Source organism: Synechococcus sp. CS-1328 (genome assembly GCF_025128095.1).
Lineage (GTDB): Bacteria > Cyanobacteriota > Cyanobacteriia > PCC-6307 > Cyanobiaceae > CBW1002.
This window is the reverse complement of sequence record NZ_JAHLYT010000024.1, coordinates 95128-121876: the sequence shown is the minus strand read 5'-3', so window position 1 is coordinate 121876 and position 26749 is coordinate 95128. Positions and strand designations below refer to the sequence as shown.

General features: G+C 64.1%; 27 protein-coding genes and 2 pseudogenes. 8 read left to right on the top strand and 21 right to left on the bottom strand.

Annotated elements, in window-relative coordinates; genetic code table 11:
- Both KQ310_RS04135 and KQ310_RS15960 read left to right on the top strand, forming a co-directional pair.
- On the top strand, positions 1 to 423 hold a 423-nt coding region (locus KQ310_RS04135; RefSeq protein ID WP_259720513.1), incomplete at its 5' end, for a transposase.
- Between the two features lie 4 nt (positions 424 to 427).
- Entirely contained in the window at positions 428 to 574 is a 147-nt protein-coding gene (locus KQ310_RS15960; RefSeq protein ID WP_399237601.1) for a DUF4357 domain-containing protein, read from the top strand.
- A gap of 303 nt (positions 575 to 877) precedes the next feature.
- On the opposite strand, the gene KQ310_RS04130 is transcribed toward KQ310_RS15960, so the two are convergent.
- From KQ310_RS04130 to KQ310_RS04120, 4 genes and pseudogenes are all read right to left on the bottom strand, one after another.
- A complete protein-coding gene (locus KQ310_RS04130; protein WP_259720512.1) occupies positions 878 to 1090 on the bottom strand; it encodes a hypothetical protein in 213 nt (70 codons plus the stop codon).
- A gap of 6 nt (positions 1091 to 1096) precedes the next feature.
- Positions 1097 to 1177: pseudogene (locus tag KQ310_RS15955) on the bottom strand (hypothetical protein); the annotation flags it as partial.
- Positions 1174 to 1530 carry a transposase gene (locus KQ310_RS04125; RefSeq protein ID WP_259720511.1) on the bottom strand — a complete coding sequence of 119 codons (357 nt, stop codon included), beginning with the start codon at positions 1528 to 1530 and terminating at the stop codon, positions 1174 to 1176. The pseudogene KQ310_RS15955 and the gene KQ310_RS04125, both read right to left, overlap by 4 nt.
- 174 nt (positions 1531 to 1704) lie before the next feature.
- Positions 1705 to 1989, bottom strand: a complete 285-nt coding sequence (locus KQ310_RS04120) for a hypothetical protein (RefSeq protein WP_259720510.1) — start codon at positions 1987 to 1989, stop codon at positions 1705 to 1707.
- A gap of 120 nt (positions 1990 to 2109) precedes the next feature.
- Here KQ310_RS04120 and KQ310_RS04115 point away from each other — a divergent pair, with 120 nt between their 5' ends.
- Positions 2110 to 2883 (top strand): SAM-dependent methyltransferase, encoded by a 774-nt coding sequence (locus KQ310_RS04115; protein WP_259720509.1) that lies wholly within the window; start codon positions 2110 to 2112, stop codon positions 2881 to 2883.
- A gap of 61 nt (positions 2884 to 2944) precedes the next feature.
- Here the strand turns inward: KQ310_RS04115 and KQ310_RS04110 are convergent, their stop codons facing one another.
- A complete protein-coding gene (locus tag KQ310_RS04110; RefSeq protein ID WP_259720508.1) occupies positions 2945 to 4486 on the bottom strand; it encodes an FAD-dependent monooxygenase in 1542 nt (513 codons plus the stop codon).
- A gap of 170 nt (positions 4487 to 4656) precedes the next feature.
- Between KQ310_RS04110 and KQ310_RS04105 the strand changes: the two genes are divergently transcribed.
- Positions 4657 to 4884, top strand: coding sequence for a hypothetical protein (locus KQ310_RS04105; RefSeq protein ID WP_259720507.1), 228 nt, complete (start codon positions 4657 to 4659; stop codon positions 4882 to 4884).
- A gap of 55 nt (positions 4885 to 4939) precedes the next feature.
- Here KQ310_RS04105 and moaB read toward each other — a convergent pair whose 3' ends face one another.
- The 6 genes and pseudogenes from moaB to KQ310_RS04080 all read right to left on the bottom strand — a co-directional run bounded on the left by moaB (position 4940) and on the right by KQ310_RS04080 (position 9365).
- Complete coding sequence (moaB, locus tag KQ310_RS04100; RefSeq protein WP_259720523.1) at positions 4940 to 5467, bottom strand: molybdenum cofactor biosynthesis protein B; 528 nt, start codon at positions 5465 to 5467, stop codon at positions 4940 to 4942.
- A 122-nt stretch (positions 5468 to 5589) separates the two neighbouring features.
- Positions 5590 to 6069: a nucleoside deaminase gene (locus KQ310_RS04095; RefSeq protein WP_259720506.1), complete on the bottom strand. Its 480-nt coding sequence runs from the start codon at positions 6067 to 6069 to the stop codon at positions 5590 to 5592.
- 181 nt (positions 6070 to 6250) lie between these two features.
- Entirely contained in the window at positions 6251 to 7624 is a 1374-nt protein-coding gene (locus KQ310_RS04090) for an FAD-binding oxidoreductase (protein WP_259720505.1), read from the bottom strand.
- 80 nt (positions 7625 to 7704) lie between these two features.
- Positions 7705 to 8424, bottom strand: coding sequence for an antibiotic biosynthesis monooxygenase (locus KQ310_RS04085; RefSeq protein WP_259720504.1), 720 nt, complete (start codon positions 8422 to 8424; stop codon positions 7705 to 7707).
- A gap of 18 nt (positions 8425 to 8442) precedes the next feature.
- Positions 8443 to 8658, bottom strand: a pseudogene (locus KQ310_RS15950) (antibiotic biosynthesis monooxygenase); the annotation flags it as partial.
- Positions 8659 to 8672: 14 nt separating this feature from the next.
- The gene (locus KQ310_RS04080) at positions 8673 to 9365 is read right to left on the bottom strand and encodes a nucleoside deaminase (protein WP_311134694.1); all 693 of its coding nucleotides are present in this window, start codon (positions 9363 to 9365) and stop codon (positions 8673 to 8675) included.
- A gap of 320 nt (positions 9366 to 9685) precedes the next feature.
- On the opposite strand from KQ310_RS04080, the gene KQ310_RS04075 reads away from it, so the two are divergent.
- Together KQ310_RS04075 and KQ310_RS04070 are read left to right on the top strand one after the other, a co-directional pair.
- A complete protein-coding gene (locus tag KQ310_RS04075; protein WP_259720503.1) occupies positions 9686 to 9973 on the top strand; it encodes a MoaD/ThiS family protein in 288 nt (95 codons plus the stop codon).
- A complete protein-coding gene (locus tag KQ310_RS04070; protein WP_399237595.1) occupies positions 9966 to 10484 on the top strand; it encodes a molybdenum cofactor biosynthesis protein MoaE in 519 nt (172 codons plus the stop codon). The genes KQ310_RS04075 and KQ310_RS04070 overlap by 8 nt, the downstream gene beginning before the upstream one ends.
- Here KQ310_RS04070 and KQ310_RS04065 read toward each other — a convergent pair.
- From KQ310_RS04065 to KQ310_RS04020, 10 genes are all read right to left on the bottom strand, one after another.
- Entirely contained in the window at positions 10471 to 11898 is a 1428-nt protein-coding gene (locus KQ310_RS04065; RefSeq protein WP_259720502.1) for a carbohydrate porin, read from the bottom strand. The two genes, KQ310_RS04070 and KQ310_RS04065, sit on opposite strands and share 14 nt — an antisense overlap.
- 155 nt (positions 11899 to 12053) lie before the next feature.
- On the bottom strand, positions 12054 to 14009 hold the full coding sequence (locus tag KQ310_RS04060) for an alpha-amylase family glycosyl hydrolase (RefSeq protein ID WP_259720501.1): 1956 nt from the start codon (positions 14007 to 14009) through the stop codon (positions 12054 to 12056).
- Between the two features lie 106 nt (positions 14010 to 14115).
- The gene (locus KQ310_RS04055; RefSeq protein WP_259720500.1) at positions 14116 to 14976 is read right to left on the bottom strand and encodes an HAD family hydrolase; all 861 of its coding nucleotides are present in this window, start codon (positions 14974 to 14976) and stop codon (positions 14116 to 14118) included.
- 65 nt (positions 14977 to 15041) lie between these two features.
- Positions 15042 to 17225 (bottom strand): HAD-IIB family hydrolase, encoded by a 2184-nt coding sequence (locus tag KQ310_RS04050; protein ID WP_259720499.1) that lies wholly within the window; start codon positions 17223 to 17225, stop codon positions 15042 to 15044.
- 165 nt (positions 17226 to 17390) lie between these two features.
- On the bottom strand, positions 17391 to 18674 hold the full coding sequence (locus KQ310_RS04045) for a molybdopterin molybdotransferase MoeA (protein ID WP_259720498.1): 1284 nt from the start codon (positions 18672 to 18674) through the stop codon (positions 17391 to 17393).
- 17 nt (positions 18675 to 18691) lie between these two features.
- A complete protein-coding gene (locus tag KQ310_RS04040) occupies positions 18692 to 19078 on the bottom strand; it encodes a YbjQ family protein (protein WP_259720497.1) in 387 nt (128 codons plus the stop codon).
- 61 nt (positions 19079 to 19139) lie between these two features.
- On the bottom strand, positions 19140 to 19676 hold the full coding sequence (gene moaC, locus KQ310_RS04035) for a cyclic pyranopterin monophosphate synthase MoaC (RefSeq protein ID WP_259720496.1): 537 nt from the start codon (positions 19674 to 19676) through the stop codon (positions 19140 to 19142).
- A 37-nt stretch (positions 19677 to 19713) separates the two neighbouring features.
- Positions 19714 to 20463: a succinate dehydrogenase/fumarate reductase iron-sulfur subunit gene (locus KQ310_RS04030; RefSeq protein WP_259720495.1), complete on the bottom strand. Its 750-nt coding sequence runs from the start codon at positions 20461 to 20463 to the stop codon at positions 19714 to 19716.
- Positions 20460 to 22427: a fumarate reductase/succinate dehydrogenase flavoprotein subunit gene (locus KQ310_RS04025; protein ID WP_259720494.1), complete on the bottom strand. Its 1968-nt coding sequence runs from the start codon at positions 22425 to 22427 to the stop codon at positions 20460 to 20462. Before KQ310_RS04025 ends, KQ310_RS04030 begins: the two co-directional genes overlap by 4 nt.
- Positions 22424 to 23113, bottom strand: a complete 690-nt coding sequence (locus KQ310_RS04020; RefSeq protein ID WP_259720493.1) for a succinate dehydrogenase — start codon at positions 23111 to 23113, stop codon at positions 22424 to 22426. Before KQ310_RS04020 ends, KQ310_RS04025 begins: the two co-directional genes overlap by 4 nt.
- A gap of 66 nt (positions 23114 to 23179) precedes the next feature.
- Here KQ310_RS04020 and KQ310_RS04015 point away from each other — a divergent pair, with 66 nt between their 5' ends.
- Both KQ310_RS04015 and ppk1 read left to right on the top strand, forming a co-directional pair.
- Positions 23180 to 24439, top strand: coding sequence for an MFS transporter (locus tag KQ310_RS04015; protein ID WP_259720492.1), 1260 nt, complete (start codon positions 23180 to 23182; stop codon positions 24437 to 24439).
- 67 nt (positions 24440 to 24506) lie between these two features.
- Positions 24507 to 26639, top strand: a complete 2133-nt coding sequence (gene ppk1 / locus KQ310_RS04010) for a polyphosphate kinase 1 (protein ID WP_399237589.1) — start codon at positions 24507 to 24509, stop codon at positions 26637 to 26639.
- Positions 26640 to 26749: the final 110 nt, after the last annotated feature.

Genomic DNA, 26749 nt, shown 5'->3' with positions numbered 1-26749 from the left:
GGCCGCGACATCACCTGGACGCTGCGGGCAAAGGAGGCACCGGAGCACATCCGCGAGAGCTGGGTTGGCACCAGCTGGATTGTGGAGATGACCGCTACCGGCACCAGAGACGGGAGACCGTTTCAGGCCACCCACCTGTTTGTCACCAGCCTGCGCACCACCCCAGAAGCCCTGCTGCGACTGGTGCGCGACCGCTGGAGCATTGAGTGCTGGCACTGGATCCGTGACAGCCAGCTCCACGAGGACGCCCACCGCTACCGGGGAAACGGGGCCGGAGCGCTGGCCTCGCTGCGCACAGCAGCCCTCAACCTGCTGCGATTGGCGGGCTTTCAATCGATCCGCGCTGGGATGCAGGCGGTGATGCACGACATCACGACACTGATGGCGATGGCGATGCGTCAGCCAAAGCCCAAGCCATGCTGAAACTTTGAATCAGCCCTGCTTCACGAGGGATGCTGAGTTCTCCAGGTCGAGCGCTGCAGCGGCAACTGTGCATGGAGGCGGCGCTAACGGACTTACAGAATGGAAGACCAAAGATGGGATCACACTTAAGGATCTCGACGAGAAGGCCTAACGAACAAGGATAAGATCATGCGTAGCCACGATCTTATCCGGTGTTGGACAAGCCCTTCACAGCTGCTCGACAGACCTTCTATAGCAGAAACATCCGGCCAGAATTCAGGGGGTTGCTTCAGCATTGCCTCTAGGCAGAAGTTCCCGCCCGAGAGTCCTCGTTGCTGCCTGATTGTTCGTTTGCCATTCTATAGCCGCAGCCGCGCCTGCGCTGCGGCTCTCTTTGCTGAGTGCAGCGTTGTTAGCTGATGCTCTTATTCAGAATCTATCAGGATGGATATCGTTTGGCTTCCAAGACTGGCACTCAGCACAACATCGGTCCATTCAATCGCAGCCGGGTGTCGATGATAGTCATCGCATGGCCGCAATGCGTACAGAGAACCGGAACACGCTGGCTCGGCTGGGGATGCTCAGGCACCACGACTTTCAGCAATAACCGGAGCAGCTGCATCAGCTTCTTGCCGTTGCCATGGAGGAATCCATAATCCCGCGCGCGCCGGAATCGTTTGGGCAGCACATGCTGCAGCAGTAGCCAAAGAAACTCTCCTCCTGAGAGTGTGCGTGTCCTGATGGCTCCGCTGTTTTCAGTATACCGAAAGGTCACGCTCCCACCTTGATCAGCAGTGATGTCAGGTTCCTTATCACGCCACGATAGAGATACCTGCCCAGGTAGTGCAGGGCCTTGCCTCCACGGCCGACAGCCTTGTAATCCACCACCCATTGCGACGGCACACTCTCCTGGGCGTGCAGACCCGCCAGCCGTATCGCCTCGAACCACTTGGCGCGGAAGACCCTGGCGAGATTTCGGGCCGGAAAGAGGTGGTTTCCCCTTTTCCTGCGCCACTGGTTCTTCTGTTCGTCCACCGCTCCTGCTGGAACGGTCAGGTGCACATGGGGATGATAGTTCAGGCGCCTGCTGTGGGTGTGCAGCACGGCATGAGCACCGATCTGGCCCATGAGGCTTGGATCGCGCCGTCCAAATGAGGAGAGGGTTGCTCAGGCTGTTTTCAGCAGTAGATCGTAGGCTGTGCGTTGATGCTGCCAGAACATTCGCCTGAGTTCTGCTGGCACCGTGAAGGTGAATTCGCTCAAGTTCACTGCTGTAGCGATCCACAAGATCAGCAAGAAGGATCATGATTCTTTCTTCCAGCGCAGCTGGAAGTCACCCAGCAGCAGATGGATGGCATAGGCATGGCGCAGCGTTGCACCGTCCAGCGCTTGTGGATTGGGAAACTGCACACGCGGATAGAGGTGCCTGACCCATCTTAGCAAGTTTCCCCTGCAAATTGAGAGACGGCAGATGTTCAGCTTAGAGTTGATCGAAACAATTCTGTTCTTGTGTGCCGATGGCAAGATAGGCAGTCCTTCAGTGTTGCCATCGCCATCGAGCTTAGGCGCGTCTCCTTCGAGAGGCAAGCATTCAGGCGGCGGCAGAAGATCCAGGTGGCCCGTGTTTATTGAATTGTCTATAATGGAAGCTACATCTGTCGCGCAGCGGACTCGTCCAACATCGCCATTCGCCTAAATTGCCGACGCATGAGGCTCGCCCATTCCATCGTCTCTATAGTTCCAGGCAAGCGCGACCGCAAGCAATTCATTAGAGAGACCATGTTCAGCCTAGATCAGATCGTTCCATGGGGCCGTTCGTTTGACGAATACTCTGCCATATTTTCACTGGCCGATGCCGAGATGGCAGGCCGCATTCTTGGCTGTGGAGATGGACCCGCCAGCTTCAATGCAGAAGCAACAAGAAGAGGCGCCAAGGCTGTCTCTTGCGATCCAATCTATTCTTTCAGCAAGGCCGATATCGAAGCTCGTATTACCACGACCTATGCGCAAGTGATCGATCAAATAAGGCAGAATCAGAATGAATTCATTTGGAAAGCAATTTCATCGGTCGAGGAGCTAGGACGGGTCCGCATGGCCGCCATGCAAACGTTCTTGGCTGATTATCCAGCCGGCCTGGCTGAGGGTCGGTACTTGAACGCGAAACTACCATCTCTCCCTTTCTCTGACGGCGAATTCGACTTAGCCCTCTGCTCGCATCTGCTTTTCTTGTATAGTCAACAGCTGGACGCGGGATTTCATCATGCTTCGCTACTGGAGCTATGCCGAGTTGCTAAAGAAGTCAGGGTTTTTCCACTGCTTACATTTGGCGGCACGATTTCGCCCCATCTGGAAGGAAGTGTCGAGATGCTGCGCGAAGCCGGACACCACGTGTCGATTGAGCGGGTGAACTACGAATTCCAGCGAGGTGCATGCGAAATGCTACGGATTCAACGCGATGATTCCAATATCAAGGGTCCGTGATCCACGGCTAATGGATGCACTGCTGAGGGCTGAGGGCTGAGGCCAGCCAGCTTCAACTGACTCACCGGCCCAGAACCAGACGTTCGTAGCGCTTCAACGCATCGAGATGGTCAAAGTCGGCTCGAAGACCGATGAATCCGTCTGGGCGTACAGCCAGCAGAGTCAGCGGGCCGAGACCGAGAGCGGCGGCGTCCTCGAGTTGCACCAACACCACAGCCTCCACAAGGCTGGACGTCGTGGTATGGCTCTCCAGTTCGGCGTGCAGTGCTGCGAGCAGCGCAGGGTCGGTCTGGCCATGGCCCAGCAGCAGCAGGGTGTGCCCGCAGCGGTGGGTGTACTCATGCAGGTGGCGGCCACCGACCTCAGACGGCAACGCGATCGTGGTGCTCAACCGCTGCCCACCGGTCAGCGGGAGATCAGCTCCACAGGTGATCGCCGAGCCGGAGTACGTCAGATTCAGTTCGGTTTCCGCCACCACTTCGTGCTGCCGCGCCGATGGATCAGCAAGCATCGCGGCGATCGCTCTGTCGCGAGTAGCGCGCTCCTCGCTCTCCTGCAGCCCATGGGCCTCTTCGGTGGCATCACTGGAGCGGGTGATCTGTTCTGCCACCGGCCGCCGCTCACTCTCGTAGCTGTCGAGCAGGGCCGTCGTGGCAGCCCCGTGATGCACCAACGCCAGCTTCCAGGCCAGGTTGGCCGCGTCATGCAGCCCGCAGTTCATGCCATGGCCTTCGGCGGGAGAACACACATGCGCGGCATCGCCCGCCAGGAACACGGCTCCTGAGCGGAAGCTGCTGGCCACCCTGGTGTGGCAGTGGAAGCGGCTGGGGTTCTCCACGGCCGTGAAACGCGCTTCGGGCAGATAGCGCCGCAGCACGGCGGTGGCCTCCGCCACCAGATCGCCCTGGTCAGAGCTGGGCCGCAGGTAGACCCGCCAGCGATGGGAGGGCAGGGCGGTGAGGATCAGAGGTGAGGCGTCGAGATAGGCCGCATTGGCCTCGTAGGTATCGCGCCAGCCCTCAACAGTGGCATCGAAGACGGCCCAGGGGCGGGCGATGGCGTGGCCCTCGAAGGAGATTCCGCTGAGCTCACGGGTGGTGCTGCGCAGACCATCACAGCCCACCACCCACCGAGCCTCCAGCTGTAGCTCCCGGTCGGAGCAGGCGATCGTGGCGGTGACACCCTCCGTGTGGGATCTGAGCCCCAGCAGCCGGCAGGAGCGATGCACCATGCCGCCCAGCCGTTCCAGATAGGCAACTAAAATAGACTCGGTGATCTCTTCGGAAAGGCCCAGGTTGAAGCCGTAGCGGCTGCCGCAGTCCGCCAGATCCAGTTCTCCCAGCCTGCGGCCATCGGCATGGATCAGGATCCGACGCTGCCGGCAGCCAGCGGCAAGCAAGGCATCAACCAGGCCAAGCGACTCGAACAGTTCCAGCGAGAGCGGATGGATCACCGTGGCGCGGTCCCAGTGCAGTGCCTCGGGCATCGCGTCGATCAACAGCGTGGGGACCTGGCGGCGTAACAGCTCAGCGGCGAGCAACAGGCCTGTGGGGCCGGCGCCCACCACAAGAACGGAGATCTGTCGAGGGAGGGATGGAGCCAAGACTTGAGCCGGCATAGTCGGTTCGGGCCCTGGAATGGGACCAGACGATGCTGATCCTATGGGGATCGAGAGCAAGGAGTTCGCCCTCTCTGCATCACACGCAGATCCTGCGGCAATCCTGTGATGAACCCCGAGAACGTGGTGACCAAGCATCCAGGTGGTTTGCCTGGGTGTTCCACCTGTGGGGCAAGCACGATCCGCTCAAGGCTCCCTGCCTGCAGCGTGTCGCGGATCTGGAGGCCGATGCCCATGTCGATTGCGACAAGCATCACGGCATGGATGTTGCCGGGCTTCTCAGCACCACGGCCTTTGCAGGCACACCAAGGGAATGGTGCAACAACCGCGGACCGATCACCTCGCCCCTTCGGCAGCGGACAGCAGGCCGTCGTCAGGAATGACACGCCCGAACCCCTGGGCCAGCACGGAAGTGGTGGGCAACCAGACGTTGGACAGTCAGGGGCAAGGGATCACCGGCTGGTCCGGGGATTCAACGAGCCGCGGTAACAGCTGCACCAGGTTGCAGGGGCGGGTGGCGCCATCAAGCTGGGCGCCGATCAGGCGATCCCAGGCGGTTGTCACCGCATCGAGAGAGCCTGGCAGAACAAACAACACCGTGCCGTTCGCCACCCCCGCCAAACAGCGGCTCTGGAGGCTGCTGGTGCCAATGATCTCGAAGGAGAGCACCCGGAACAGCTCGCCGAATCCCTCGATCGTCTTGTCGAGCAGCGGCGCCACCGCCTCCGGTGTGCCGTCGCGGCCGGTAAGGCCGGTGCCGCCGCTGCTGATCACCACCTGCACCGCCGGATCGGCGATCCAGCCACTGACCTCAGCGCGGATGCGGTATCGGTTATCGGGCACCAACTGGCGCGCCACCAGGCGATGGCCAGCGGCCTCCAGACGCTGCCGCAGAGCGTCGCCACTGGGGTCGTCCGCCAGGGTGCGGCTGTCGGAGACCGTGAGCAGGGCGATGGAGAGGCTCACCACGATCGGACCAGGCAGCGGCTCGATCGTAGGCAGATCCTGCAGGCGGGCTGGGGAGTTGGTTGCCTCCGTCCAAAGACCTTGAGGCCAGGCGGCGCGGCGGGCGAGCCTCAACAAGAGCTTCAGTACCGCGCCCCATCAGGCAGCTGCCGAAACTCATCCCACACCACGGCAGCCTCCTGCTGGAGGATCTGCTGCGGGGCAAGACGACGCTCTGGATAGGGCAAGGCAAGATCATCGCCAATGTTGGCATCATCGAAGAGATCGGCATAATCCTGCCAACCGGCGGCGTAGTAGATCTTCGAAATCCTGGCCCAGTAGGCCGTGGCATAGCACATCGGGCAGCATTCGCAGCTCGTGTACATCACCGCCCCCGTGAGATCCACGGTCTGCAGAGTCTTGCAGGCCTGGCGGATGGCGTTCACCTCGGCATGGGCGGAGGGATCATGATCCCGCATCACACTGTTGCCGGCGGCGCCGATCACCTCGCCATCCTTCACGATCACGCAGCCGAAGGGTCCGCCGGTTTTGTTCACCACTCCGGCCTCCCGCATCAGCTGGATGGCCTGGCGCATGAACTCACTGTCATCGGTTGTGGACATCAGGTTAACGGTGCTGGCGCCGGCGGAAGTTCTCCTACAAAATGAAGAAGATTCCCGCCCATGACCGCGTCCGAAATCCTTCTTCAACAAAGGCCGCCGCAGATGGCCCTGCACTCACAAGATGCTGGGAAAAAGCACAGGAGCATGAGTCTGCAATACCCTCGGCGAAAGCAGATCCTGCCTAAACAATCGCAGGGATGATTTCATCGGCCAGGCCTTCGAAGAAGTCGAAAAACAGCCGGTCGGGATCATGGAGTGAACGGAGATCAGCAAGACGACTCCAGCACTGCGGCAGAAAGGCCTCCACAGCCGTGGCCGGACGACGAATGAAATCAGCCTCGCCGATGTAGCTGCCCACCGTGTACGGCCGCAGGCGATCGATGCAGTCCTGGTGCCAGGCCATGTTCTCCGCGTCCTGCGCCGAATCGAGCCACATCGTCCATGGGCCCCCGTACACCCGCGCCCGCATCGAGTAAGCGGTGGCTCCTCCGTCTGGATCCGGGCAGGGACCGGTGAACACGGTGAACAACACCAGCGTCGTGGGGGAGGGGCAAACCTGCATGAGGTTGACCACGGCCCGGGCAAGATCCCCGGGGGAGGCCATCGAAAAGCGGGCCTCCACGCGGCTTCTCTGCCCCTCCGGCCAGAGGGCGCCGGAGGCGTCGAAGAGGCGGGGAAAATCCAGTGGCGCCGCAAACTCCTGGGAGAGGGGAGGCGTGGGCGGCGAATCCAGGGGTGCCAGTTGCCTGCGTCCCTCGGCAACGGAATCCGCGAACGCCACCGCTGTGACCATGCAGACGTTGCCTCCATCGGAACGGGCAGCCTCCTGGAGCACTGCCGGAGCCTGCAGGAGAAACAGGCTGAGCTCGATGGAGGCGGAGAGCGAAGGGGCCAGGCTGGCCAGCCAGTCTCCAACGGCACCAGCCGCGGAGAGAGGGAAGTAATAGGTGCTGCCAAGAATTGCGCTCGGCAGGGGATAGAGCCGCAGATGAAAGGCGGTCACGACCCCGAAGAAGCCAGGCCCGGCTCCCCGGGCTGCCCAGAACAGATCGGCATGATGCTCCCTGCTGGCCTGGAGGAACTCCCCCGCAGGGGTGACCATGTCGATCGCCTCGACACTCTCCGTTCCAGCACCCCAGACGCCCTGATTCCAGGCCATGCCGCCACCGAGAAGATAGCCACTCAGCTTCACCTGGGGGCAGTGGCCACTGGGGAATGCCAACCCCTGGGCATTCAGTGCCGCCTGAAGATCACGGTTGCTCACGACCGGCTGAACAACGGCCCTGCGCTGCTCAGCATCAATGGATAGGACACGATTGAGGCAGGAAAGATCGATCAGAATCCCACCCTGGCGAAGGGTTGGCTGGCACCAGTTATGCCCCCCGCCACGAACGACAACCTTGAGACCCTGCTCTTTGGCGAAACGAAGCACGGCCTTCACATCCTGCTCCTCTTCCACCCTCACCACCAGTTCCGGACCCCGCTCGGGAATGACCCGATTCCAGAGATCTCCGTAGACCATGGCGTCATAGGCAGGATCTCCGGGCTGGGCCATCACCCCACGGCAGCATGATTGCAGCGAAGACACATCCATGATCGGCAGGAGCAGGTTCAGATTGATACAAACAGGCCTGATCAGAACGGCAACAGCTTCCAGAGAAGGAGGATCTCCAGCAGATACAGCAGACCAATCAGACGCAGGCCGCGCCGGGTCCTGGCCCGTGGCGAGGCGACACCGGGAAACAACCACCAATCAAACTTCCGCACGAAAAACGGCATCGTCAAGAAGCTGGTGAGCGCCACGCTGATTGAATTCGCAAGAAAAGTTGCCGCCGCCGGGGGGAGCCGGGCAGCAGCAAGAACGGGATTGAGCAGCCGCAGCTGCAGCATCACGATCGGATACAACCCCAGCAGCACGAGCATCGCCGTTTTCCAATTGGGTGGTCCCTGCCCGGTGACGGGATCGATGGGAACCCAGCCAGGAAAGGACGTGGAGATGCGCAGCAGTTCTTCCCGCTCCATGAACGCCTGCGATTCCTGCAGGAGTACGGCCCGCTGACTGGAATTCATCCAGGCCTCAAGATGGGGAGCGGAGTCGTAGCGCAGAATCGTCATCCAATGGCCATCACCATCTCCAGAGGGAGGCTGGAGATACATGCCGAGATAACCGGGATACAGCGCCTGCGCAGCCTGGATGCGCTGGGCCCAGTCTCGGAACTGCTCGGACATGCCAGCTTTGACCTTGGAGAAGATGACCTCGGTGACATCAGTTCCACGCTCTGGGTCGAAATGCTCCTCCCTCAGGCTTTGCTGAAACTCCCCACCTTCAAGCAGGGGTTCGGCCTCCTCGAGCAACTTCCGGCAGGGGATGGAGCCTTGCCAGGCCTCGAGACTGTCGGAGGATTGAAACGTGATCTCAATGCACCAGCGCCGCTCAGACCCACTGGGGCGAGGCGGGATCAGGTTGGTGCTGATGAAACCGCTCTGCCGGCTGAGGGCCTCGGCCTGGCGTGCATGCCAGGCCGCCAAGGCTTCGCCCCTACCGGGCCGTACCAAGGCTGAGGTGATCAGGGTGACGGAGTCAGCCATGAAGGAGGGGACCGTCAGTAGGGATGGCGATCAGGCTTGTTCATCCAGGCCTGGCAGGCCTGAAGAGCGAAATCGCGCTCAAAATCCGGAAAACACTGAATCGCCTGGCGCTGTTCCCAGGGGAGACGAAAGTCGATGTACTGAAACTCGTCGTCGAAGCCGATCTTACTTGTGTCTTCCAAGCGGGTACCGAAGTACACGCGATCAATCCGGGCCCAGTAGATGGCGCTCATGCACATGGGGCAGGGAGCCCCGTTCACGTAAAGATCACAGCCCTTGAGCATCTGCGCCCGCTCCGGAACTGGATCGGGAGAACCCTCTGGACGAGGGATCATCTTCAGATTCCCCTCATAGACCTCCGAGCCGAGCAGCGCCTTGGTATTGATTCTTGAGCAGGCGTCAATAATGGCCGTGACCTCCGCGTGATACACGGGGATTCCCGTGAGCAGCACGCGATTCTGACCACGGCCGATGATCTCACCATCCTTGACAATCACGGCGCCGAAAGGACCTCCCCAGCCTTTCTCCACGGATTCAATGGCAAGACGGGTGGCCTCATGAAGGAACTGCTTTTTGTACTCGATGCTTTCAATATCCTGAGAGGTCATGGTCGAATTCAGGAAAAGAACAGAAGAGGTGAGCGCCGGCAACGAGCGGAGCGCTCTCACTACACACAACTTTGGAGGCCCATCGCCGAGGATCTTCATCCCTGGGGAAAGAAAGTGATCCCAGAAAACAGATCCTTTTCAAACAAAGAGAGCAGACCCGACGATGGTCAGCCAAGAAAAATCAAGAGCCTGACAGGCAGGAAACGTGGGTGATTTAGAAAGCCAAAGTAGAAAGGCAATCACCACTCTCTCTTGAGTTTCACTAAACGTAATAATCCATCCGTCTGGCGATCCGCGGCTCCCAGGTCTGCGCCCCAGCGTCGCACCTGCAGGACGCTCCTGCTTCGGCTGTACGGCAACCACAGGGAGCCAGGATGGGGCCTGTGCATGGGGCAAGACCCCGGCCAGACCGCATCGCCATGACCACCGATCTTGCCGGTCCGCCCCACCTCCAGGTGCGGCTCTTCGCCGGATTGCGCGAGCAGGCCGGCTGGGGAGAGCGGCACCTGGCGCTCCACGAGCCGGCGACCCCAGACGCCCACAACGGAGCGCCTCCCCCCACAGCCGCCCAGCTGTGGCAGAGGCTCGGCCTCGGCCCCTGGCCCGCCGGGGTGCGGGTGGCGGTAAACCGGGAGTTCGCCGAGCCCGGCCGGATCCTGGCAGCCGGCGATGAAGTGGCCTACCTGCCGCCGATCACCGGTGGCTGATCCCAGCTCGCCGCTGAGGGAGAGCAGCACGACCCTCTCGATCGCCCTGGAAGCCTGGCCCTTCGATCCCTTCGCGGTGTTGCGGCCCTGGAGCACGGGCAGCGCGGCGGCAGCCGAAGCCCACTTCATCGGCCGGGTGCGGGGCTGGAGTGCAGCCGGTGAACCCCTGGCGGCCCTGGAGCTGGAGCATTACCCGGGCATGACCGAAGCCCAGCTGGAGCGCCTCGCCGCCGCCGCCGCCGCCCGTCATGCCGTGCGAGCGGTACTGGTGCGCCATCGGGTGGGACGGGTGCAGCCGGGGGAGGCGATCGTGCTGGTGGCGGTGGCCGCCGATCGGCGCGGTCCTGCCCAGCGGTGCTGTCAGGAGCTGCTGGAGGCGCTCAAGCACGACGCCCCCTTCTGGAAAAAGGAAGTGGGCGTGGCCGGCCAAGGCCGCTGGGTGGACGGCAACACACCCCTGGAGGAGCCAGCCCCGCCAGGCCAGGGCACGCAGACGATCAGAACAGCGTGATCAGCTGCAGCATCACATTGGTGGAGCTGTAGGCGGCACTGGCCAGTCCTGGCTGGGGCAGGTAAGTGAGGGCCGGCTGCACGTAGGTCGTGCCTCCCAGGTGGAACTGGCCATAGGCCTGCAGCATCAGCTCAGCGGGGCGGAAGACCTCTCCGAGAAAGCTCCGATCGTTGACCCGGGCCCAGGACAGACCGACGCCGAAGCTGTCCTGGGGACGGCTCTCCATCGGCGCGAACACCGTCAGACCCGCAGTGACCGACCTGGTCATCAGGTTGGTGATCGAGGGCGTCCAGCCGGCACTCACGAGGCCCACCAGGCCGCTGTGGTCACGGCCATACCGAAAGTTGACCAGCCGCTGCGCCACGGTTCCGTAGAAGCCATGGGCTCCGCTCTCGCGAAGACAGGCCTGGTTGCTGCCGGATCCATTGCAACGGCGCGACTCCCCGCCCTGGAACCAGGCCCCGAAGCTGGCGGACCCGGGGCGATTGCTGGAACCCAGCGACCAGCCACCCCCCAGTTCCGCCACGGAAAACAGGGGCCCGCTGAGACTGGGGGCGGAGGGACCCGTGCGGATCGAGCCATCCCCCACACCGCCGCGGCCGTCGTACACCCCGGCGTTGAGGTACACCTTGCGATCCAGGGCCTTCGGTTGCCAGCTCAGCGAGGCCCCCAGGGCCGAATCGGGGTAACCGGGCATGCGCCCCAGCAGGGTGGGCATCGCATAGAGCGGCGTGAAGGCGAGGGCGCTGAGCGCCGGCACGGCATAGGTGGGGTTCTGGGTGAGGTCGGGGCGAGTGACGTTGGCGAACTCGATGCTGGCGGCCTGCTTGCCCACCAGGATCTTCAGCTGGCGATCCCAGAGGTCCTGGCGCAGCACATAGCTGTAGAGCTCGGTGCGATCAAGCGGTGGCGGCGCCACCAGGCTGTTGCTGCCCTGCACGCTTCCAGAGGGCAGTGCAGCTCCGGCGCCGGCGTTCACCTGCAAGCCCTGGACCCACAGCCGGCCGCCTCGCCAGCCAACGGCCCACTCCAGATCCAGGGTGGCGTCGAGCAGAAGCTGCTGGGCCAGGCCGTTGGCCGGAGCCGCCTGGATGCCCCCGACAATCTGGGACGTGCCATTGCCCACCCAGACCCCGCCAAGGCGCAAGGGGGAATCGGCCGGCAGGCCAAGCCAACGACCCAGCTGACCGGTGCCGGGGATGGCATCGGTGGCGGCCGGGTTGCCGGAAGGCAAGCGCAGTTCCGGGCCGAGCTTCGCTGCCCCTCCAGCCGGAGCCGGGGCCGCCGGAGCCGCTTCCTCCGCGACGGCCTCATCTGCTTCGGCAGCGACCGCAGCGTCTGGGCCCAGCAGCAGCAGGCAGACAGGCAGCAGACAGGACCACAGACGCGCCGAACGAACAGCCTCAGGGAACATGGATGCGGTCTCGTCGGGCATGAGTGCCCGGCAGCCTGACATCGAAACAGCAGCAGCCTCAGCAACTGGGAGCAGAATTCCTGAGCGGCCCCAGGAACAAACCGATGCAGGAAGAGGCCTGGATGTGGGGCCTGTGGGTATCAGAGCAGTGGATGTCAGACCTGCTTAAGCCAATAAAACTGATAGCTCGGTAGCAGGATGTTCTCCTCGATCTGGTGGGGCCTGCGACCGGTGAAGACATCAATCAGCGGCGCCGTGAAATCGAGCCCGCGCCGCCGCAGGGCGTCAACAGGAAGGGTCTGCGGACTGGAATGGAAGTTGGCCACCACCAGCACCTGCTCGGAGGGGCGTTGCTGATAGGAACGCAAGAAGCAGAGCAGATGCTCGTTGCCCGTATCCAACAACTCTCGGTTGTTGAAATCGGCAAAGGCATCCAGCGACTTACGGATGGCGATCATCCGCCGCAACGCCGTGAACAGCCGATTCTCCACCGTGCCGCTCTGATGACGCCGCTCAGCCTGCTGCCAATCAATGCTCGGCCGGTGCACCCAGCGGTTGTCCGAGGCCTTGGCTGGATCCTCCTGATAGCCATAGTCATTCAGCAGACCGAGGGCATCGCCGTTGTAGAGCAAGGGAATACCACCGAAGGAAAAGATCAGGCTGTGCAGCATCAGAATGCGACTAATGGCGATATTAATCTCTACCGGATTCTCTTCCTGAATCGCCTTCTCCAGGCCCGCCAGAGAAGCCAGCGACCCACAGATGCGAGCATCTCCGGTGGCTTCGTTGCGCATGAATGGAAGCCCCCGCGAGGGAGATCCCTCGAAATCACCACAGAAGAAGTCAGTCAGAAATCGACGATGAGACTTGGGCTGGTAACCGACAGCCAGCACATCCTGGTCGTCAAAACCAAAGCCGATGTCGTCATGACAACGCAGATAGTTAAGCCAGGTGGCACGATCCAGCTTGTTGGGCAGACTCCTGAGCCCCCGGATGAGCAGCTTGGCGTTCTGGGTCGCCACCGCATCCCAGAGCAGGGCCATGAAGGTGGCGTTGTAGGCGATCTCGCACTCCTTGGCGCTGATCGCATCTTCGCCGAAATATTTAATCACCTCGACAGGGGCGACAATCGCCTCAGCAATGAACAAGACTCCCGGCGCCGTGGCCTGGCAGCAGTCCTTCATCAGCTGGAGTAACAGATGGGCATTCCGCTCGTTCTGACAGTCGCTGCCGATTTCCTTCCAAAGGAAGGCCACGGCATCCAAGCGCATGATGTCAACACCGTTGTTGGCCCAGAACAGGACAACACCAAGCATCTCAATAAAGACCTCAGGATTGCTGTAATTGAGATCCCACTGATAACTATGAAAGACCGTCATGACCCAGCGCTGGGTCTGCTGATTCCAGGTGAAGTTACCTGGCGAAGACTCCGGGAAGACTTCAGGCATTGACTTTTCGAAAAGATCAGGAATATCGCGACTCTCATACATATAGTAGTAATCCTGATAGACGGGGTCCCCTTCGATGGCCTTTCGCGCCCAGGAATGCTCATCGGAGGTGTGATTCATCACAATGTCAAGCACCAGAAGAATCTGGCGCTGACGCAGTTCCGATGCAAGATATTGAAGATCCTCCAGATCACCAACCCGACCGTCAATCTGCCTGAAGTCGCTCACGGCGTAGCCGCCATCACTCTTGCCGATCGGACACTTCAGAATCGGCATCACATGAATCATGTTGACCCCGAGCTCCTGAAAATACTCGGTCTTCTCAGCCAAGTCTCGCAGGTTTTTAGCGAAGCCATTGGTGTAAAGGGCCATGCCGACCCATTGCTGGGAGAGAAACCAGTTGTGATCTTTCTCCCGAGCTATGTCGAGCGCCTCCAGCCCAGGCGAACGATTGACATAGCCTTCCGCCATCGTTTCGACCAAGCCCAGCATCTGGCGCTTGAAATCAGGCCTGTGGCCATAAAGGCGAAAGAACAGCGAGTATATCGCGTAAAAGTTGGCACCCAGACGCGTATAGAAGTGTCTCAGATCCTGACGGCGGATCTCAGGTCTCAGGTCATCAAGAATTGAGTTGAGCAGCGAGTGGGAGACCTGTTCATACATGATTCGGGTGCAGGCAAGAGAAAAAGATCGTCAACACACTGATCGGCTGCACTCAAGCTGCCCAACCAGTTTTCATCGGCACCTGACTGCGTCAGCGGAGCTGAACTCAACAAGGCTCGGCCAACCAGCTAGAACACTGTGGGTGGAAGTGGAGCACTCCTTCCACAATCCCGGCGGCGTAGTTGCCGTTCATCCCCATGAAGCCGCCCTGAGCCAGATAGAGAGTCTCCCGACCGGATCGCTCCCCCGGAGAACAGCCTAGCTGGGCCATCAGCGCAGGATCTGCATTGGCCACAAGAATCGAGGGGAGGTCACTCTTCATCACAGGCAGATCATTGCCGCTGTCCCCACAGAAGAGAGTCTGGGAGGAATCAAAACCCAGCGACTCCATCAGAAAGCGCACCGCATGCAACTTGGTGGCTGCCGCTGGCAACACATCCAGCAAGCCGATCTCAGCCTGCTCATCAATGCTGGTGATCAGACTGGCGCTCAGCTGCTCAAGCTGCAGCCGCCGCTCGATTTCGCCGCAGAGGCTGGGAACGTCAACCCCAAGATCGAGGTAATAGCTCAACTTGTACGTGTTCTGTTTGGCGGGCTCCTGCAGTTGCAGGGGGGAGAGATCCGCCAGCAGCTGGTGAAGATCCTGGGCCGTGCGACCGGCCCAATCCACTCCGATGCTCTGGTGCCATCCCCCATGGGCTCGCCAACCCTCGGGGGCCACCTCCAGGAGCGTGGTGCCCACATCGGCCACTACCCAGTCCGGTGGAGGGAGGGCATAGTCCGCAATCGCCTCAGCCACGAGACCGGCATCGCGGCCGCTGACATAGGCCAGAGTCACCTCGGGTCGCTGGACCAGGCGAGCGAACAGGCTCCTGGCGGCGGGCGACTCGGGCTGCCGCCCATTGGGGATCAGGGTGCGGTCGAGATCCGTGCAGAGCAACAACCTGGCCGGAGGGTCAGCAGCCATGGACAGCCTGCGGGAGCAGAGGGGACATCGCGGGCAGGATCGGAGCGATCGCGAACAACAGAAGCCTAGAGATTGAAGAAGTCATAGTGTTCAAGGGCCTCAAGGATCCCCCTGGCGTGGGATTGCTCCGCGAGATAGACATGCTCAGTATCTCCAAGAATGGACAGTTCCTCCCGGTGACGGTTGGCAACAACAACCCCCAGGGTGTTGCCGCGCAGCATGTCTTCATCGCCACCAGAACCACCGGTGGCCAGAATCCGATCTAAAGGGATATTCCAGCGCTGGGCGATGAATCGCAAGGCCTGCCCCTTGGAGGCCCGGACGGGCACAAAGTCGAGATACTGGCCAAACGACAATGTCACATTGACCAGTAAATCTTGTTGCCTGAGAATGGCTCGGACCTGATCCAGAGACGGCGCAAGATTGCCGTCATAGTGATAAGAATACTTGAATTGGCTTTGGTCCTTCCTCGACTGGGGCTGCAGACCAGGCAGCTCCTTCAGCGTCGCCCTGAGCACCTGGGGGGTCCAGAGGTGATTGATGTGCTTGGCCCAGGCAAGATCGGGAAGCCAGTGGGGAGCGTAATAAATTTCCGTACCGAGGCTGGTGATCAAGATATCCGGCACAGGGATGTCATACTCGCGAATGATCGCCAGGACAGAATCCAGGCGCCGCCCGGTGGCGATCCCGAACAGGCAGCTTTTACGGCGCTCACGAATCAACTGGCTGAGCAGATTCAGGCCGTCTCGATCCCCCAGCAGCGTGTTGTCAATGGCGGTGAAGATGGCCTTGGTGCGCCGGCGGTCGCCACTGAGGATTCGCGAAGCGGCCAAGGGCGGTCGCTGCTGCTGAACCAGCTGGTTGAGCTGATGGAGATAGGCCTTGGCATGGGCATCCCAGGAATAGAACTGGGCCACGTGGCGCACTCCATTGCGTGAGAAGGTCTCCCACTGGTTGGCATCCTCCAGAATGGCGATCAGGGCCTGGGCAATCGCCTGCTTGTTGAGGGGATCCACCAACAGGCCATTGCGGCAGTTGGCAATGATGTCCACCGGGCCACCATTCTCGGTCGCCACCAAGGGCAGACCACTGGCGGCGGCCTCCAACAGGGTCAGGCCAAAGGGCTCTGTCAGAGCCGGATTGACGAACACACCCCGGGTGCTGGCGGCCAGGCGATAGATGAGGGGAACCTCATCGGAGCTGTGGTGCTTGGGCAGGGCGGCAAGGCCATAGAGATCATAGGAATCCATGGCAATCAGCAACTCGGTGAACACCGCCTGGGGACCTTCATCGAGATCCCGCACATCATCACGATTGCCAGCCACGATCACCAGATTGGCGCGTCTCTGGAGTGGCTTCGACTCGCCGTAGGCTTCCAGCAGCGTGATGATGTTCTTGCGCAGATCCGGTCTGGACAACGCCAGAATCATGGGCTTGGTCGGATCTTTCAGAGAAACCTGGAGCCCCTCCTGAAAGCCTGAGTCCAGCACCGGCTCAGAGCCATCAGCAACATGAAACTGCTGGAGATCCGTGCCTGGCGGAACGACCACCATCTTGCCCGGGTTGCAACAGTCATAGAGCTCATACTGATCTTCAATTTCATTGCGCGTGCTGGTGATCACGAGCGCCGCTTGATTGATCACCTCTTCCTCGGCATCAATTCGCCTGGAGATATTGTAATCATCCTCAATCTTTTCAAGGGCGAGACCCATGGAGATCAAGCGTCGGTACTTGTCACGCCCCAGCGAATGGCCCGTATGAACCAGGGGAAGTCCCGTCATGTGGGCCAGCTTGACGCCAACGTAACCGGCATCCGCATAGTGGCTGTGCAACACATCCGGCCTGGCGGGCTGATTCTGGATCCAGGCAAAGAGATGGTCAGCAAAACTGTCGAGGTGATCCCAGAGTTCCTCCTTGCGGAGGTAGTCGGGCGGGCCCGCGTCGATCCGCACGATCCTCGCCTTGTCCGCCAGCGGCTCCAGGGGCTCGGCATAGTCGGCGCTGACGGCGGGATCCTCGATCCGGCGGGTGACCAGATCCACACCCGCCACCGAGGGGCTGCGGGCCAGGGCCTTGGCCAGCTCCACCACGTACTTGGTCTGCCCGCCTGTGTCGGGATCCCGGCCGAGTTCGAGCTGACGGCCCCGGATCAGGCCATGGATGCTGATCAGCAGGATCCTGAGCGGCTCCTGGCGCACCTCCGAGGCCTGCAGCGTGCCGCCAGGGGCACTGGCTGGGGGGAGGGCCATGGAGCCAAGCACGTCAAAGACCTGAAGCCAGCCTGCTCAGGTCTGGTGCCTTCCACAAGCTGAGGTCCACCAGCCGACATCCGCCGGCCGATCATGTGTCTGACCCTGCTGAACAACCGACTGAGTGCGTCGCTGATCGGTCCACTGCTGGCCGGCAGCCGGGCCTCAGAACAGCGGCAACCGCAGCAGCTGGGCCCAGAGCTCCTGCCCGGCCCCGAGGCTGCCGAGCTCCGCCGGGATCTCCAGCAGCAGATCGGCCCCCTGCAGCGAACCGATGCGGGAGGAGGCCTGGGAGCCCTCCGTCATCGCCAGGAGCTCACCAGCTGGGCCCACCCGCAGGCGGGCCCGGGCCAGCTCAGGGCGTCCCGCGCCGCGCTTCAACGGCCCCGCCAGCCGGACCCGCAGGCGGGGCAACGGATCCGGCTCAGCACCCTCGAGCTGCTGCAGCGCCGGCCAGAGCAGCTGCAGCGCCGTGATCGCCGCCGCCACCGGATTGCCCGGCAGCCCGAAGAACGGCACGCTGCCGGCCCCGGCAGGACGCTGCAGTGTCCCGTAGGCAAAGGGCCGGCCCGGCTTGAGAAACAGCTTCCAGAAGGCCACCGAGCCGAGCTCCGCCAGCAGCGGCCGGATCCAGTCGGTGTCGCCGGCGGACACGCCGCCGGTGCTGACCACCACATCGCAGCAGGCCGCCAGATCTGCCAGCGCCTGGCGCAGCGCGATCGGATCGTCGCCCACCACACGCCGCTCCAGCAGGGGATAGCCGAGCCGCTCGCACAGGCACGCCAACAGGGTGCCGTTGCTCTCCCAGATCTGGCCGGGGCCGCGCGGTGTTCCCGCCGGCACCAGTTCATCGCCACTCACCAGCAGGCCCAGCCGCGGCCGGGGCGCCACGGCCAGCTCCGCCACGCCGCAGCCCGCCAGCCGGGCCAGATCGGCCGGACCGAGCCGCTCGCCGCAGGCCAGCAACTCCTGGCCCGGTGCCGCCTCCTCCTCGGCGCTGCGGATCCAGGGGTTGGCCCCGGTGGCCTGCAGCAACCGCAGCTCGCCGGCCTCCACCTCCACCAGCTCCTGGGGCAGCACCCGCACGGCGCCCTCCGGCAGGGGGGCACCGGTGAGGATGCGAATCGCCTCGTGGGGCTCCAGAGTCCGCTCGAACGGGGCCCCCGCGGCTGAACGCCCCACCAGCGGCCAACACTGGCCGGGTTCCGCCGTTGGGCTGGCGATCGCGTAGCCATCCAGGATCGAGGCCCGAAAGCCCGGCACCGCCGCCGGGGCGATCACCGCCGCGGCGCACACCCGCCCGAGGCACTGCTCCAGGGGCAGGGTGCGGCAGCCGGCCAGGGGCTGCAGGCTGGCCAGCACCAGACACCGTGCCTGCTCAAGGGGCAGGCCCTCCGGCGGAAAGGGATCGGCCGACACCGGCACGCCGGCGGGGAGGGCAGACGACATCGGCAGCGGAACAAAGCTCAGGTGGGAGGGAAGGGCGACGTGGGCGGCGGCGGCGGCCCGGCATCGAGGCGCTCCACCACCACGGCGGTGCCATAACAAAGAACTTCGGTGGCACCGGTGGCGCCGCTCTCCACCTCGGAGCCGTCGTAGCGGGTGCCCACGATGGCGTTGGCGCCGAGCTGGCGGGCATGGGCCACCATCTGGTCGTAGGCCTGCTGGCGGGTCTGCTCACACATCTCGGTGTAGGCCCCGATGCGGCCGCCGATCATCGACTTGAGGCTTCCGAGAAAGCCCTGGATCAGGGTGGGGGAGCGCACCACGATGCCGCGCACGATTCCCTTGTAGTCGCGAATCGCGAAGCCTTCAATGGTGAAGGTGGTGGTCACGAAGACGGGCTTGACCATGACGGGGCACGCAGGGGTGGCTGGGATCGAAGGGGCGTCCTCAGGACAGGAGGCGCGAGGCTCAGCCCGGGTCAGGGATGACCGATGGGCGCTGCCAGGGGCCATGGCGTCCACCTTCCTTGGTCAGCAATCGCACCGGGCCGATCGTCATCGCCGGATCGGCGGATTTGAGCATGTCGTAGAGCGTGAGCAGCCCCACCTGCACGGCGGTGAGGGCCTCCATCTCCACGCCGGTGGGGGCGGTGGTGCGGGTCGTCGCCTCCAGCCGCAAGCCGCTGCCATCGGCGGCAGGCTCGATCCGCACCCCCACCCCGCTCAACGCGATCGGATGGCAGAGGGGGATCAGCTCCCAGGTGCGCTTGGCGGCCTGGATCGCCGCCACGCGGGCCACCGCCAGCACGTCGCCCTTGGGGGCCCGGCCCTCCAGCACCAGGGCCAGCACCGCCGGCTCCATGGCAAGAAAGCCCTCGGCCACGGCACGGCGATCGGTGGCGGCCCGATCACCCACCTCCACCATGTGCACCTCGCCGGCGGCGTTGAGATGGCTCAGCGAGGGAGTCGGCTCTGACGCGGAACGTGGGACTGGAGTTACGTTCAAGGCACCGGCAGCGCCGCAGCCCTGATCATGGCGCGACTCAGCCAGCCTGAGGCCGGGCCTCCCGGTGCATCCAGCTGATCCAGTCGGCGGAGATCTGCTGGGGGCAGACCGCCTCGCACTCCAGGGTGTTGCTGCAGCTGCCGAAGCCCTCCTCTGCCATGCGCTGCTGCAGGGCCCGGGCCCGCTGCCCTCGCTCCGGCTGGCCCTGGGGCAACTGGCCGAGATGGGCCAGCTTGGCCGCCACAAACAGACTGGCGGAGGCGTTGCGGCAGCTGGCCACGCAGGCGCCGCAGCCGATGCAGGTGGCCGTGTCGAAGGCCGAGGCCGCCTGCTCGCGGCCGATCAGGATCGTGTTGGCTTCCGGCGCACTGCCGGTGTTCACCGAGCAGTAGCCCCCCGCCGCCAGGATCCGATCGAAACCGGAGCGATCGACGCTGAGATCCTGCAGCACCGGAAAGGCCCTGGCCCGCCAGGGTTCGAGCACCAGGGTGGCGCCATCGGCCACGTGGCGCAGATAGAGCTGGCAGACCGTGGTGGCGGCGCGGGGTCCGTGGGCCTGGCCGTTCACCAGAAAGCCACAGCTGCCGCAGATGCCTTCGCGGCAGTCGTGATCGAAGCCCACGGGCCGCTGGCCGGCGGCGATCAGCTGCTCATTGAGCTGATCGAGGGCCTCCAGCAGGGAGAGATCGGCAGACACGCCCTCGAGCCGATGGCTTTCAAAGCCACCGGGAGCGTCAGGGCCGGCCTGGCGCCAGATCCGCAGGGTGAGGCAGAGGGTGCGGCTCATCGGTAGTCACGCGCCTGGGGAACAACGGTGCTGAAGCTGAGGGGCTCGATGTGGCGCTGCGGCACGCTGCCCTGGCGATGCTTCCAGGCGGCGATGTGGGCGAAATGGACGTCGTCACGCAGGGCTTCGCCGGTTTCGCTCTGGTGCTCCTCGCGGAAATGGGCCCCGCAGGATTCCTCCCGGGCCAGGGCATCGCGCAGCATCAGATCGGCCAGGCCGAGGAAATCCTCCAGCCGCAGGGCCTTCTCCAGTTCGCCCTGGATGGGGGTATCCACCGCCGGCAGGCAGAGATCGTCGTGGAAGCGCCGCGTCAGCTGCGCCACCTCCTCCAGCCCGCGACGCAGGCCGGCGGCCTGGCGGCTGATGCCACAGACATCGAGCATCAGCAGCCCCAGCTCACGATGCAGCCCATCCACCGAGCTGCTGCCGCCGATGGCCGTGAGGTGATCGATTCGGGCGCGCACGTCCGCCAGCGCCGCACGGCAGGCAGGGTGCTCCGGCCCCACCTCCGGCTGCGGCTGCCCCGCCAGCCAGGCCGTCACCGTGGCCGGGGCAATGACATAGCCATCCGCCAGGCCCTGCATCAGGGCACTGGCCCCGAGGCGATTGGCACCATGCTCGGAGAAATTGGCCTCCCCCAGCACAAACAGACCGGGAATCGTGCTCATCAGGTGGTAGTCCACCCAGAGCCCGCCCATCGTGTAGTGGGGAGCGGGAGCAATGCGCAGCGGCCTGGCGAAGGGATCCTCGCCGGTGATGCGCGCATACATCTGCAGCAGGTTGCCGTAACGGGCCTCGATGGCGGCCCGGCCATCCCGGGCGATCGCCTCAGCCAGGTCCAGATACACCCCCTGAGCGCCGCCGGAGCCGCCATCGCCAGGGCCAACCCCCTGGCCGGCGAGGCAGCGTTCTCGCGCCCGGCGGGAGGCCACATCGCGGGGCACCAGATTGCCGTAGGTGGGGTACTGACGTTCGAGGAAGTAGTCGCGCTCGGCTTCGGGAATCTCCGCCGGCGGCCGGTCGTCGCCGGGCCGCAGGGGCAGCCAGACCCGCCCGTCGTTGCGCAGGCTCTCGCTCATCAGGGTGAGCTTGCTCTGGTAGGCGCCGCCGCTGGGGATGCAGGTGGGGTGGACCTGGGTGAAGCAGGGGTTCGCGAACCAGGCGCCGCGGCGATGGGCACACCAGAGCGCGGTGGCATTCGACTTCACCGCATTGGTGGAGAGGAAATAGACGTTGGAATAGCCACCACTGGCCAGCAGCACGGCATGGGCGGTGTGGCACTCCAGGGCGCCGCTGAGCTGGTGGCGGCACACCACCCCACGGGCGACGCCGTCGACCGTGATCAGATCGAGCATGTCGCGCCGGCAGAACAGGCGCACCCGACCGGCCTCCACCTGCCGCAGCAGGGCCTGAACGGCGCCATACAACAGCTGCTGGCCCGTCTGGCCGCGGGCATAGAAGGTGCGGCTCACCAGGGCACCGCCGAAGCTGCGGTTGGCGAGGGTGCCGCCGTACTCCCGGGCGAAGGGCACTCCCTGGGCGACGCAGTGGTCGATCAGGCGGCCGCTGATCTCCGCCAGGCGGTGGCAGCCGGCCTCGCGGGCACGGAAGTCGCCTCCTTTGACCGTGTCGCGGAACAGCCGTTCGATGCTGTCGCCATCGCCGGCGTAATTCTTGGCGGCATTGATGCCCCCCTGGGCCGCCACAGAATGGGCCCTGCGGGGGCTGTCGTGATATGTGACCACGTCCACCGCGTAGCCCTGCTCCGCCAGGGTGGCGGCCGCCGAGGCACCGGCCAGGCCGCTGCCCACCACCAGCACCCGCAGACCCCGTTTGTTGGCCGGGCTGATCCGCGGCAGATCCAGCAGGGTGCGCTCCCAGGCCGTGGCCAGCCGCCCCGCCGGCAGGTGCGGGTCCAACGGGAGATCGTCAAGGGAGGCATTCCCCGAGGGGGCTGCGGTCATCGGCCCACCCCCTGCAGCACCAGCGCCAGCGGCAGCAGCGTGAAGCCGCCCCCCAGCAGCAGTGCCAGCCAACGACCGGCCATGCGGATGCGGCCGGCGTTGATGGGATCGAGCCAGCCGAGGCTGCGATGGGCGCTCTCGACGCCATGGAGCAGATGCAGGCCCGCCGCCGCTCCGGCCGCCCCGTAGAGCAGCAGCACGCCGGGGTTGGCGAGCACGGCCCGCAGGGCAGCGAGCTCCGCGGCGGCCGCTGGCCGGTGCCAGCGCAACTGCAGCAGGTGCACCACCAGGAACAGCAGCAGCAGGGCACCACTCCAGGGTGCAACGCGGGCCGCCAGGGCCGCGAGGGCCTCAGCGGGCCCGGCGGCGGCCCGGCGACTGCGCAACACCAGGGGCCGCTGCGCTCCGGCGGCGCGGGCGTTGCGGCTCACCCGCAGAAGCGCCGCCAGGCCATGGCCGAGCCCAACAGCCGCCAGGGCCAGCTCCAGCGGCGGCAACCACCAGGCGCTGTGCAGAACGGCCACCAGCCGGCCGAAGGCCACCGGATCGACCAGGGCCACCCCCACACCGGCCAGGTGCAGCACCAGGAAGAGCACCAAGGCCAGGCCCAGCGCGGCGATCAGCGGTCGGGCGGCCGCTCCCTGGGCTCCTGCGTCCATGGGTGGCGCGGCGACAGCGATTCCCATGGTGGCCCCAGCGCGCCGCCGCCGCAGAGGGCCATGGGAATGTGAAGACCCCCTGGGCCCCTCGCCGTGCGCTGGACGCGCCCCTCCACCCTCCTGTGCGTCTTCATCACGCTGCTCAACGACCGGCTGGGGGAGAGCATCGTGTTTCCACTTCTGCCCTATCTGCTGGCGGGGATCACCAATGACGGACGGGTGCTGGGCCTGCTGGCCGGCAGCTATGCCCTGGCCCAGTTCGGTTTCACCCCACTGATCGGCGCCCTGAGCGACCGCTACGGCCGCAGGCCGGTGATCATGGTCTGCGTGACGGGCTCCCTGCTGGGGCTGAGCCTGTTTGCCCTCACCCTGGCCTTGCCCTGGGCCAGCCTCTGGCCAGCGGCGGCGGCGGCTGGCTGGCCCCTGGCCCTGTTGTTCGCGGCGCGGCTGATCGACGGTGTGAGCGGCGGCACGGCGGCTACCGCCGCTGCGGTGCTGGCAGACATCTCGGCCCCGGAACAACGGGCCAAAGCCTTCGGCCTGATCGGGGTGGCCTTTGGGCTGGGCTTCATCCTCGGACCTGCCCTGGGGGGCGCCCTGGCCGGGATCAACATCACCCTGCCGCTTCTGCTGGCCGTGGCGATCGCCGCCCTCAACCTGGTGCTGGTGATCCTGCTGCTGCCCGAAACCCATCCGCCGCAGGCCCGCTCACCCCTGCCGCGCAAGCGCGATCTGCAACCCTTCACCCAGCTGGCGCGGGTGATGGCCAACCCGCAGGTGCGTCGCCTGAGTGCGGCCTTCTTCCTGTTTTTTCTGGCCTTCAACGGCTTCACGGCCGTGCTGGTGCTGTATTTCAAGCAGGCCTTCGGCTGGGGGCCCACCACCTCGGCGCTGGCCTTCCTGGTGGTGGGCGTGGTGGCGACCCTGGTGCAGGGCGGCTTGATCGGACCCTTGGTGCAGCGCTTCGGTGAATGGCGCCTCACCCTGGCGGGCATCGGCTTCGTGATCGTGGGATTCCTGCTGATCCTGCTGGCCACCGCCGGCAACGCCCAGCCCCAGGTGTTCATCGCCCTGGCAATCCTGGCCACCGGCACCGGTCTGGTCACCCCCAGCCTGCGCAGCCTCGTCTCCCGCCGGCTCGATGAGGGCGGTCAGGGAGCCGCCCTCGGCAGCCTCCAGGGTCTGCAGAGCCTCACCGGGTTCGTGGGGCCACCGCTGGCGGGCCTGGCCTACGAAACCGTGGGGCATCAAAGCCCATTCTGGTTCGGCACCGTGTTGATGGTGGGGGTGGCCCTGCTGGTGGCCGGGGGGCTGCCCGGTCAAGCAACCCGATCACCAGGAGCAACGGAGTGAGATTGCTACGTTGCCGGGGAGGAACCGGCAGCGTGCGTCGTGTCAGCACCGCCGACAGCAGAACACCATGGGCGAGCCCGCCGTCGCTGCCGAGCTGTACATCAACCGCGAGTTGAGCTGGATCGATTTCAACCGGCGCGTTCTGGCCCAGGCGCTGAATGAACACACCCCGCTGCTGGAGCAGGCCAAGTTCAGCGCCATCTTCAGCAACAACCTCGATGAGTTCTTCATGGTGCGGGTGGCATCGCTGAAGTCGCAACTCGAAGCCGGTGTCACCAGCCTCAGCGACGATGGCCGCACACCCCTCCAGCAACTGGAGGCGATTCAGGAGAAACTGCGCCCCCTGCTGGATCTGCAGCAGCAGCACTACCGCCATTCGCTCAAGAACCAGCTGGCCGAGTACGGCGTCCATCTGATCGATTACGCCAACCTCAGCAACCGCCAGCGGCAGTGGGTGGATCACACCTTCCAGACGGCCATCTTCCCGGTGCTCACACCCCTGGCGGTGGATCCGGCCCACCCCTTCCCGTTCGTGAGCAACCTCAGCCTCAACGTGGCAGCCCTGGTGCGCGATCCAGACACGGGCCAGCAGCAGTTCGCGCGGGTGAAGGTGCCCCAGAAAATCCTGCCCCGCTTCGTGGAGATCCCCAGCGATCTGAGCGGCAAGCGGCCCAAACCTGTGTTCACGGCGGTGCCGCTGGAGCAGGTGGTGGCCTTCAACCTGCAACTGCTGTTCCCCGGCATGACGATCGAGGGGCACTACTTCTTCCGGGTCACCCGCGACGCTGACCTGGAGCTGCGCGATCTCGAAGCCGACGACCTGATGGAGGCCCTGCAGGAGGGCCTGCGTAAGCGGCGCAAGGGCGGCGAGGTGGTGCGGCTGGAGGTGGCCGACGAAATGCCCGACGAGGTGATTCACGTGCTGATGGACGGCATGCACGTGGAGGCGCAGGATCTCTACCGCGTCAACGGTCCGCTCGGCCTCGATGACCTGATGAGCCTGCTGGCGATTCCCCTGCCCCAGTTGAAGGACAAGCCCTTCCAGGGCCGCACCGTGCCGGCCCTGGCGCGGGCGCAGCGCAGCCATCTGGACGACGGCTCGCTGAAGGAGGAGGACTTCCAGAGCATCTTCGCGGCGATTCGCCAGGGCGATGTGCTGCTGCACCATCCCTACGACCTGTTCGCCACCTCGGTGGAGGAGTTCCTCAACCAGGCCGCCGACGATCCGTTGGTGCTGGCGATCAAGATGACGCTCTATCGCACCTCAAAGGATTCGCCGGTGGTGGCCGCCCTGATCCGGGCGGCGGAGAACGGCAAGCAGGTGATGGCCCTGGTGGAGCTCAAGGCCCGCTTCGATGAAGACAACAACATTCAATGGGCCCGGCGGCTGGAACGCTCCGGCGTGCATGTGGTCTATGGGGTGCTGGGTCTGAAGACGCACACCAAGATCCTGCTGGTGGTGCGCAAGGAGAAGCAGATCCTGCGCAGCTATGTCCATATCGGCACGGGCAATTACAACTCCCGCACCTCCAGCCTCTACACCGACGTGGGTCTACTCACCTCCCACACCGATTTCGGCCAGGATCTGGTGGAGCTGTTCAACTACCTCACCGGCTTCTCGAAGCAGCAGAGCTTCCGCAAATTGCTGGTGGCCCCGGTCACCCTGCGCAAGGGCATGGAAGCGCTGATCCGTCGCGAGATCGACAGCGCCAAGGCGGGCCAGGGCGGTCAGATCCGGGCCAAGATGAATGCGCTGGTCGACCCGGCGATCATTGCCCTGCTCTACGAGGCCTCCCAGGCGGGCGTGAAAATCGAGCTGGTGATCCGCGGCATGTGCTGCCTCAGGCCAGGCGTTGAGGGCATCAGCGACCACATCCAGGTGGTGAGCGTGATCGGCCGCTTTCTCGAACACTCGCGCCTGTTCTGGTTTGCCAATGGCGGCAACCCTGAGATGTATTTCGGCAGCGCCGACTGGATGCCCCGCAACCTGGACCGCCGGGTCGAGGCGGTGGCGCCGGTGGAAGACCCACGGCTGCGCGGCCAGCTGGAGGACCTGCTGGACCTCTATCTGAGCGATACGGGCGCCTGGCACATGCGCAGCGATGGCAGCTTCGAGCAGCTGCAGCCCGAAGGTGATGCTTTCCAGACCCAGGAGACCCTGATCAAGCGCTGGCGCGGCGGCCTGCCATCCGCCAGCTGAAGCGAAACAGCAACATCCGTTACACAAGCGCCAGCCTGTGGTCGTCTTGCTTACAGGATGTCTTTGGTTTACATTCCTCATTCCAGCAGTAACGCTGCTACATTCCGGCC

Excerpts from the sequence above, each read along its gene's own strand:
- KQ310_RS04020 (WP_259720493.1), bottom strand. The coding sequence starts at position 23,113 with ATGGGAATCGCTGTCGCCGCGCCACCCATGGACGCAGGAGCCCAGGGA.
- KQ310_RS04055 (WP_259720500.1), bottom strand. The coding sequence starts at position 14,976 with ATGGCTGCTGACCCTCCGGCCAGGTTGTTGCTCTGCACGGATCTCGAC.
- KQ310_RS04060 (WP_259720501.1), bottom strand. The coding sequence starts at position 14,009 with ATGTATGAACAGGTCTCCCACTCGCTGCTCAACTCAATTCTTGATGAC.
- KQ310_RS04045 (WP_259720498.1), bottom strand. The coding sequence starts at position 18,674 with ATGTCGTCTGCCCTCCCCGCCGGCGTGCCGGTGTCGGCCGATCCCTTT.
- KQ310_RS04025 (WP_259720494.1), bottom strand. The coding sequence starts at position 22,427 with ATGACCGCAGCCCCCTCGGGGAATGCCTCCCTTGACGATCTCCCGTTG.
- KQ310_RS04050 (WP_259720499.1), bottom strand. The coding sequence starts at position 17,225 with ATGGCCCTCCCCCCAGCCAGTGCCCCTGGCGGCACGCTGCAGGCCTCG.
- KQ310_RS04115 (WP_259720509.1), top strand. The coding sequence starts at position 2,110 with ATGAGGCTCGCCCATTCCATCGTCTCTATAGTTCCAGGCAAGCGCGAC.
- KQ310_RS04065 (WP_259720502.1), bottom strand. The coding sequence starts at position 11,898 with ATGTTCCCTGAGGCTGTTCGTTCGGCGCGTCTGTGGTCCTGTCTGCTG.
- KQ310_RS04080 (WP_311134694.1), bottom strand. The coding sequence starts at position 9,365 with ATGAAGATCCTCGGCGATGGGCCTCCAAAGTTGTGTGTAGTGAGAGCG.
- KQ310_RS04075 (WP_259720503.1), top strand. The coding sequence starts at position 9,686 with ATGACCACCGATCTTGCCGGTCCGCCCCACCTCCAGGTGCGGCTCTTC.
- KQ310_RS04095 (WP_259720506.1), bottom strand. The coding sequence starts at position 6,069 with ATGTCCACAACCGATGACAGTGAGTTCATGCGCCAGGCCATCCAGCTG.
- ppk1 (WP_399237589.1), top strand. The coding sequence starts at position 24,507 with ATGGGCGAGCCCGCCGTCGCTGCCGAGCTGTACATCAACCGCGAGTTG.
- KQ310_RS04125 (WP_259720511.1), bottom strand. The coding sequence starts at position 1,530 with ATGGGCCAGATCGGTGCTCATGCCGTGCTGCACACCCACAGCAGGCGC.
- KQ310_RS04030 (WP_259720495.1), bottom strand. The coding sequence starts at position 20,463 with ATGAGCCGCACCCTCTGCCTCACCCTGCGGATCTGGCGCCAGGCCGGC.
- KQ310_RS04040 (WP_259720497.1), bottom strand. The coding sequence starts at position 19,078 with ATGGTCAAGCCCGTCTTCGTGACCACCACCTTCACCATTGAAGGCTTC.
- KQ310_RS04090 (WP_259720505.1), bottom strand. The coding sequence starts at position 7,624 with ATGGCCCAGCCCGGAGATCCTGCCTATGACGCCATGGTCTACGGAGAT.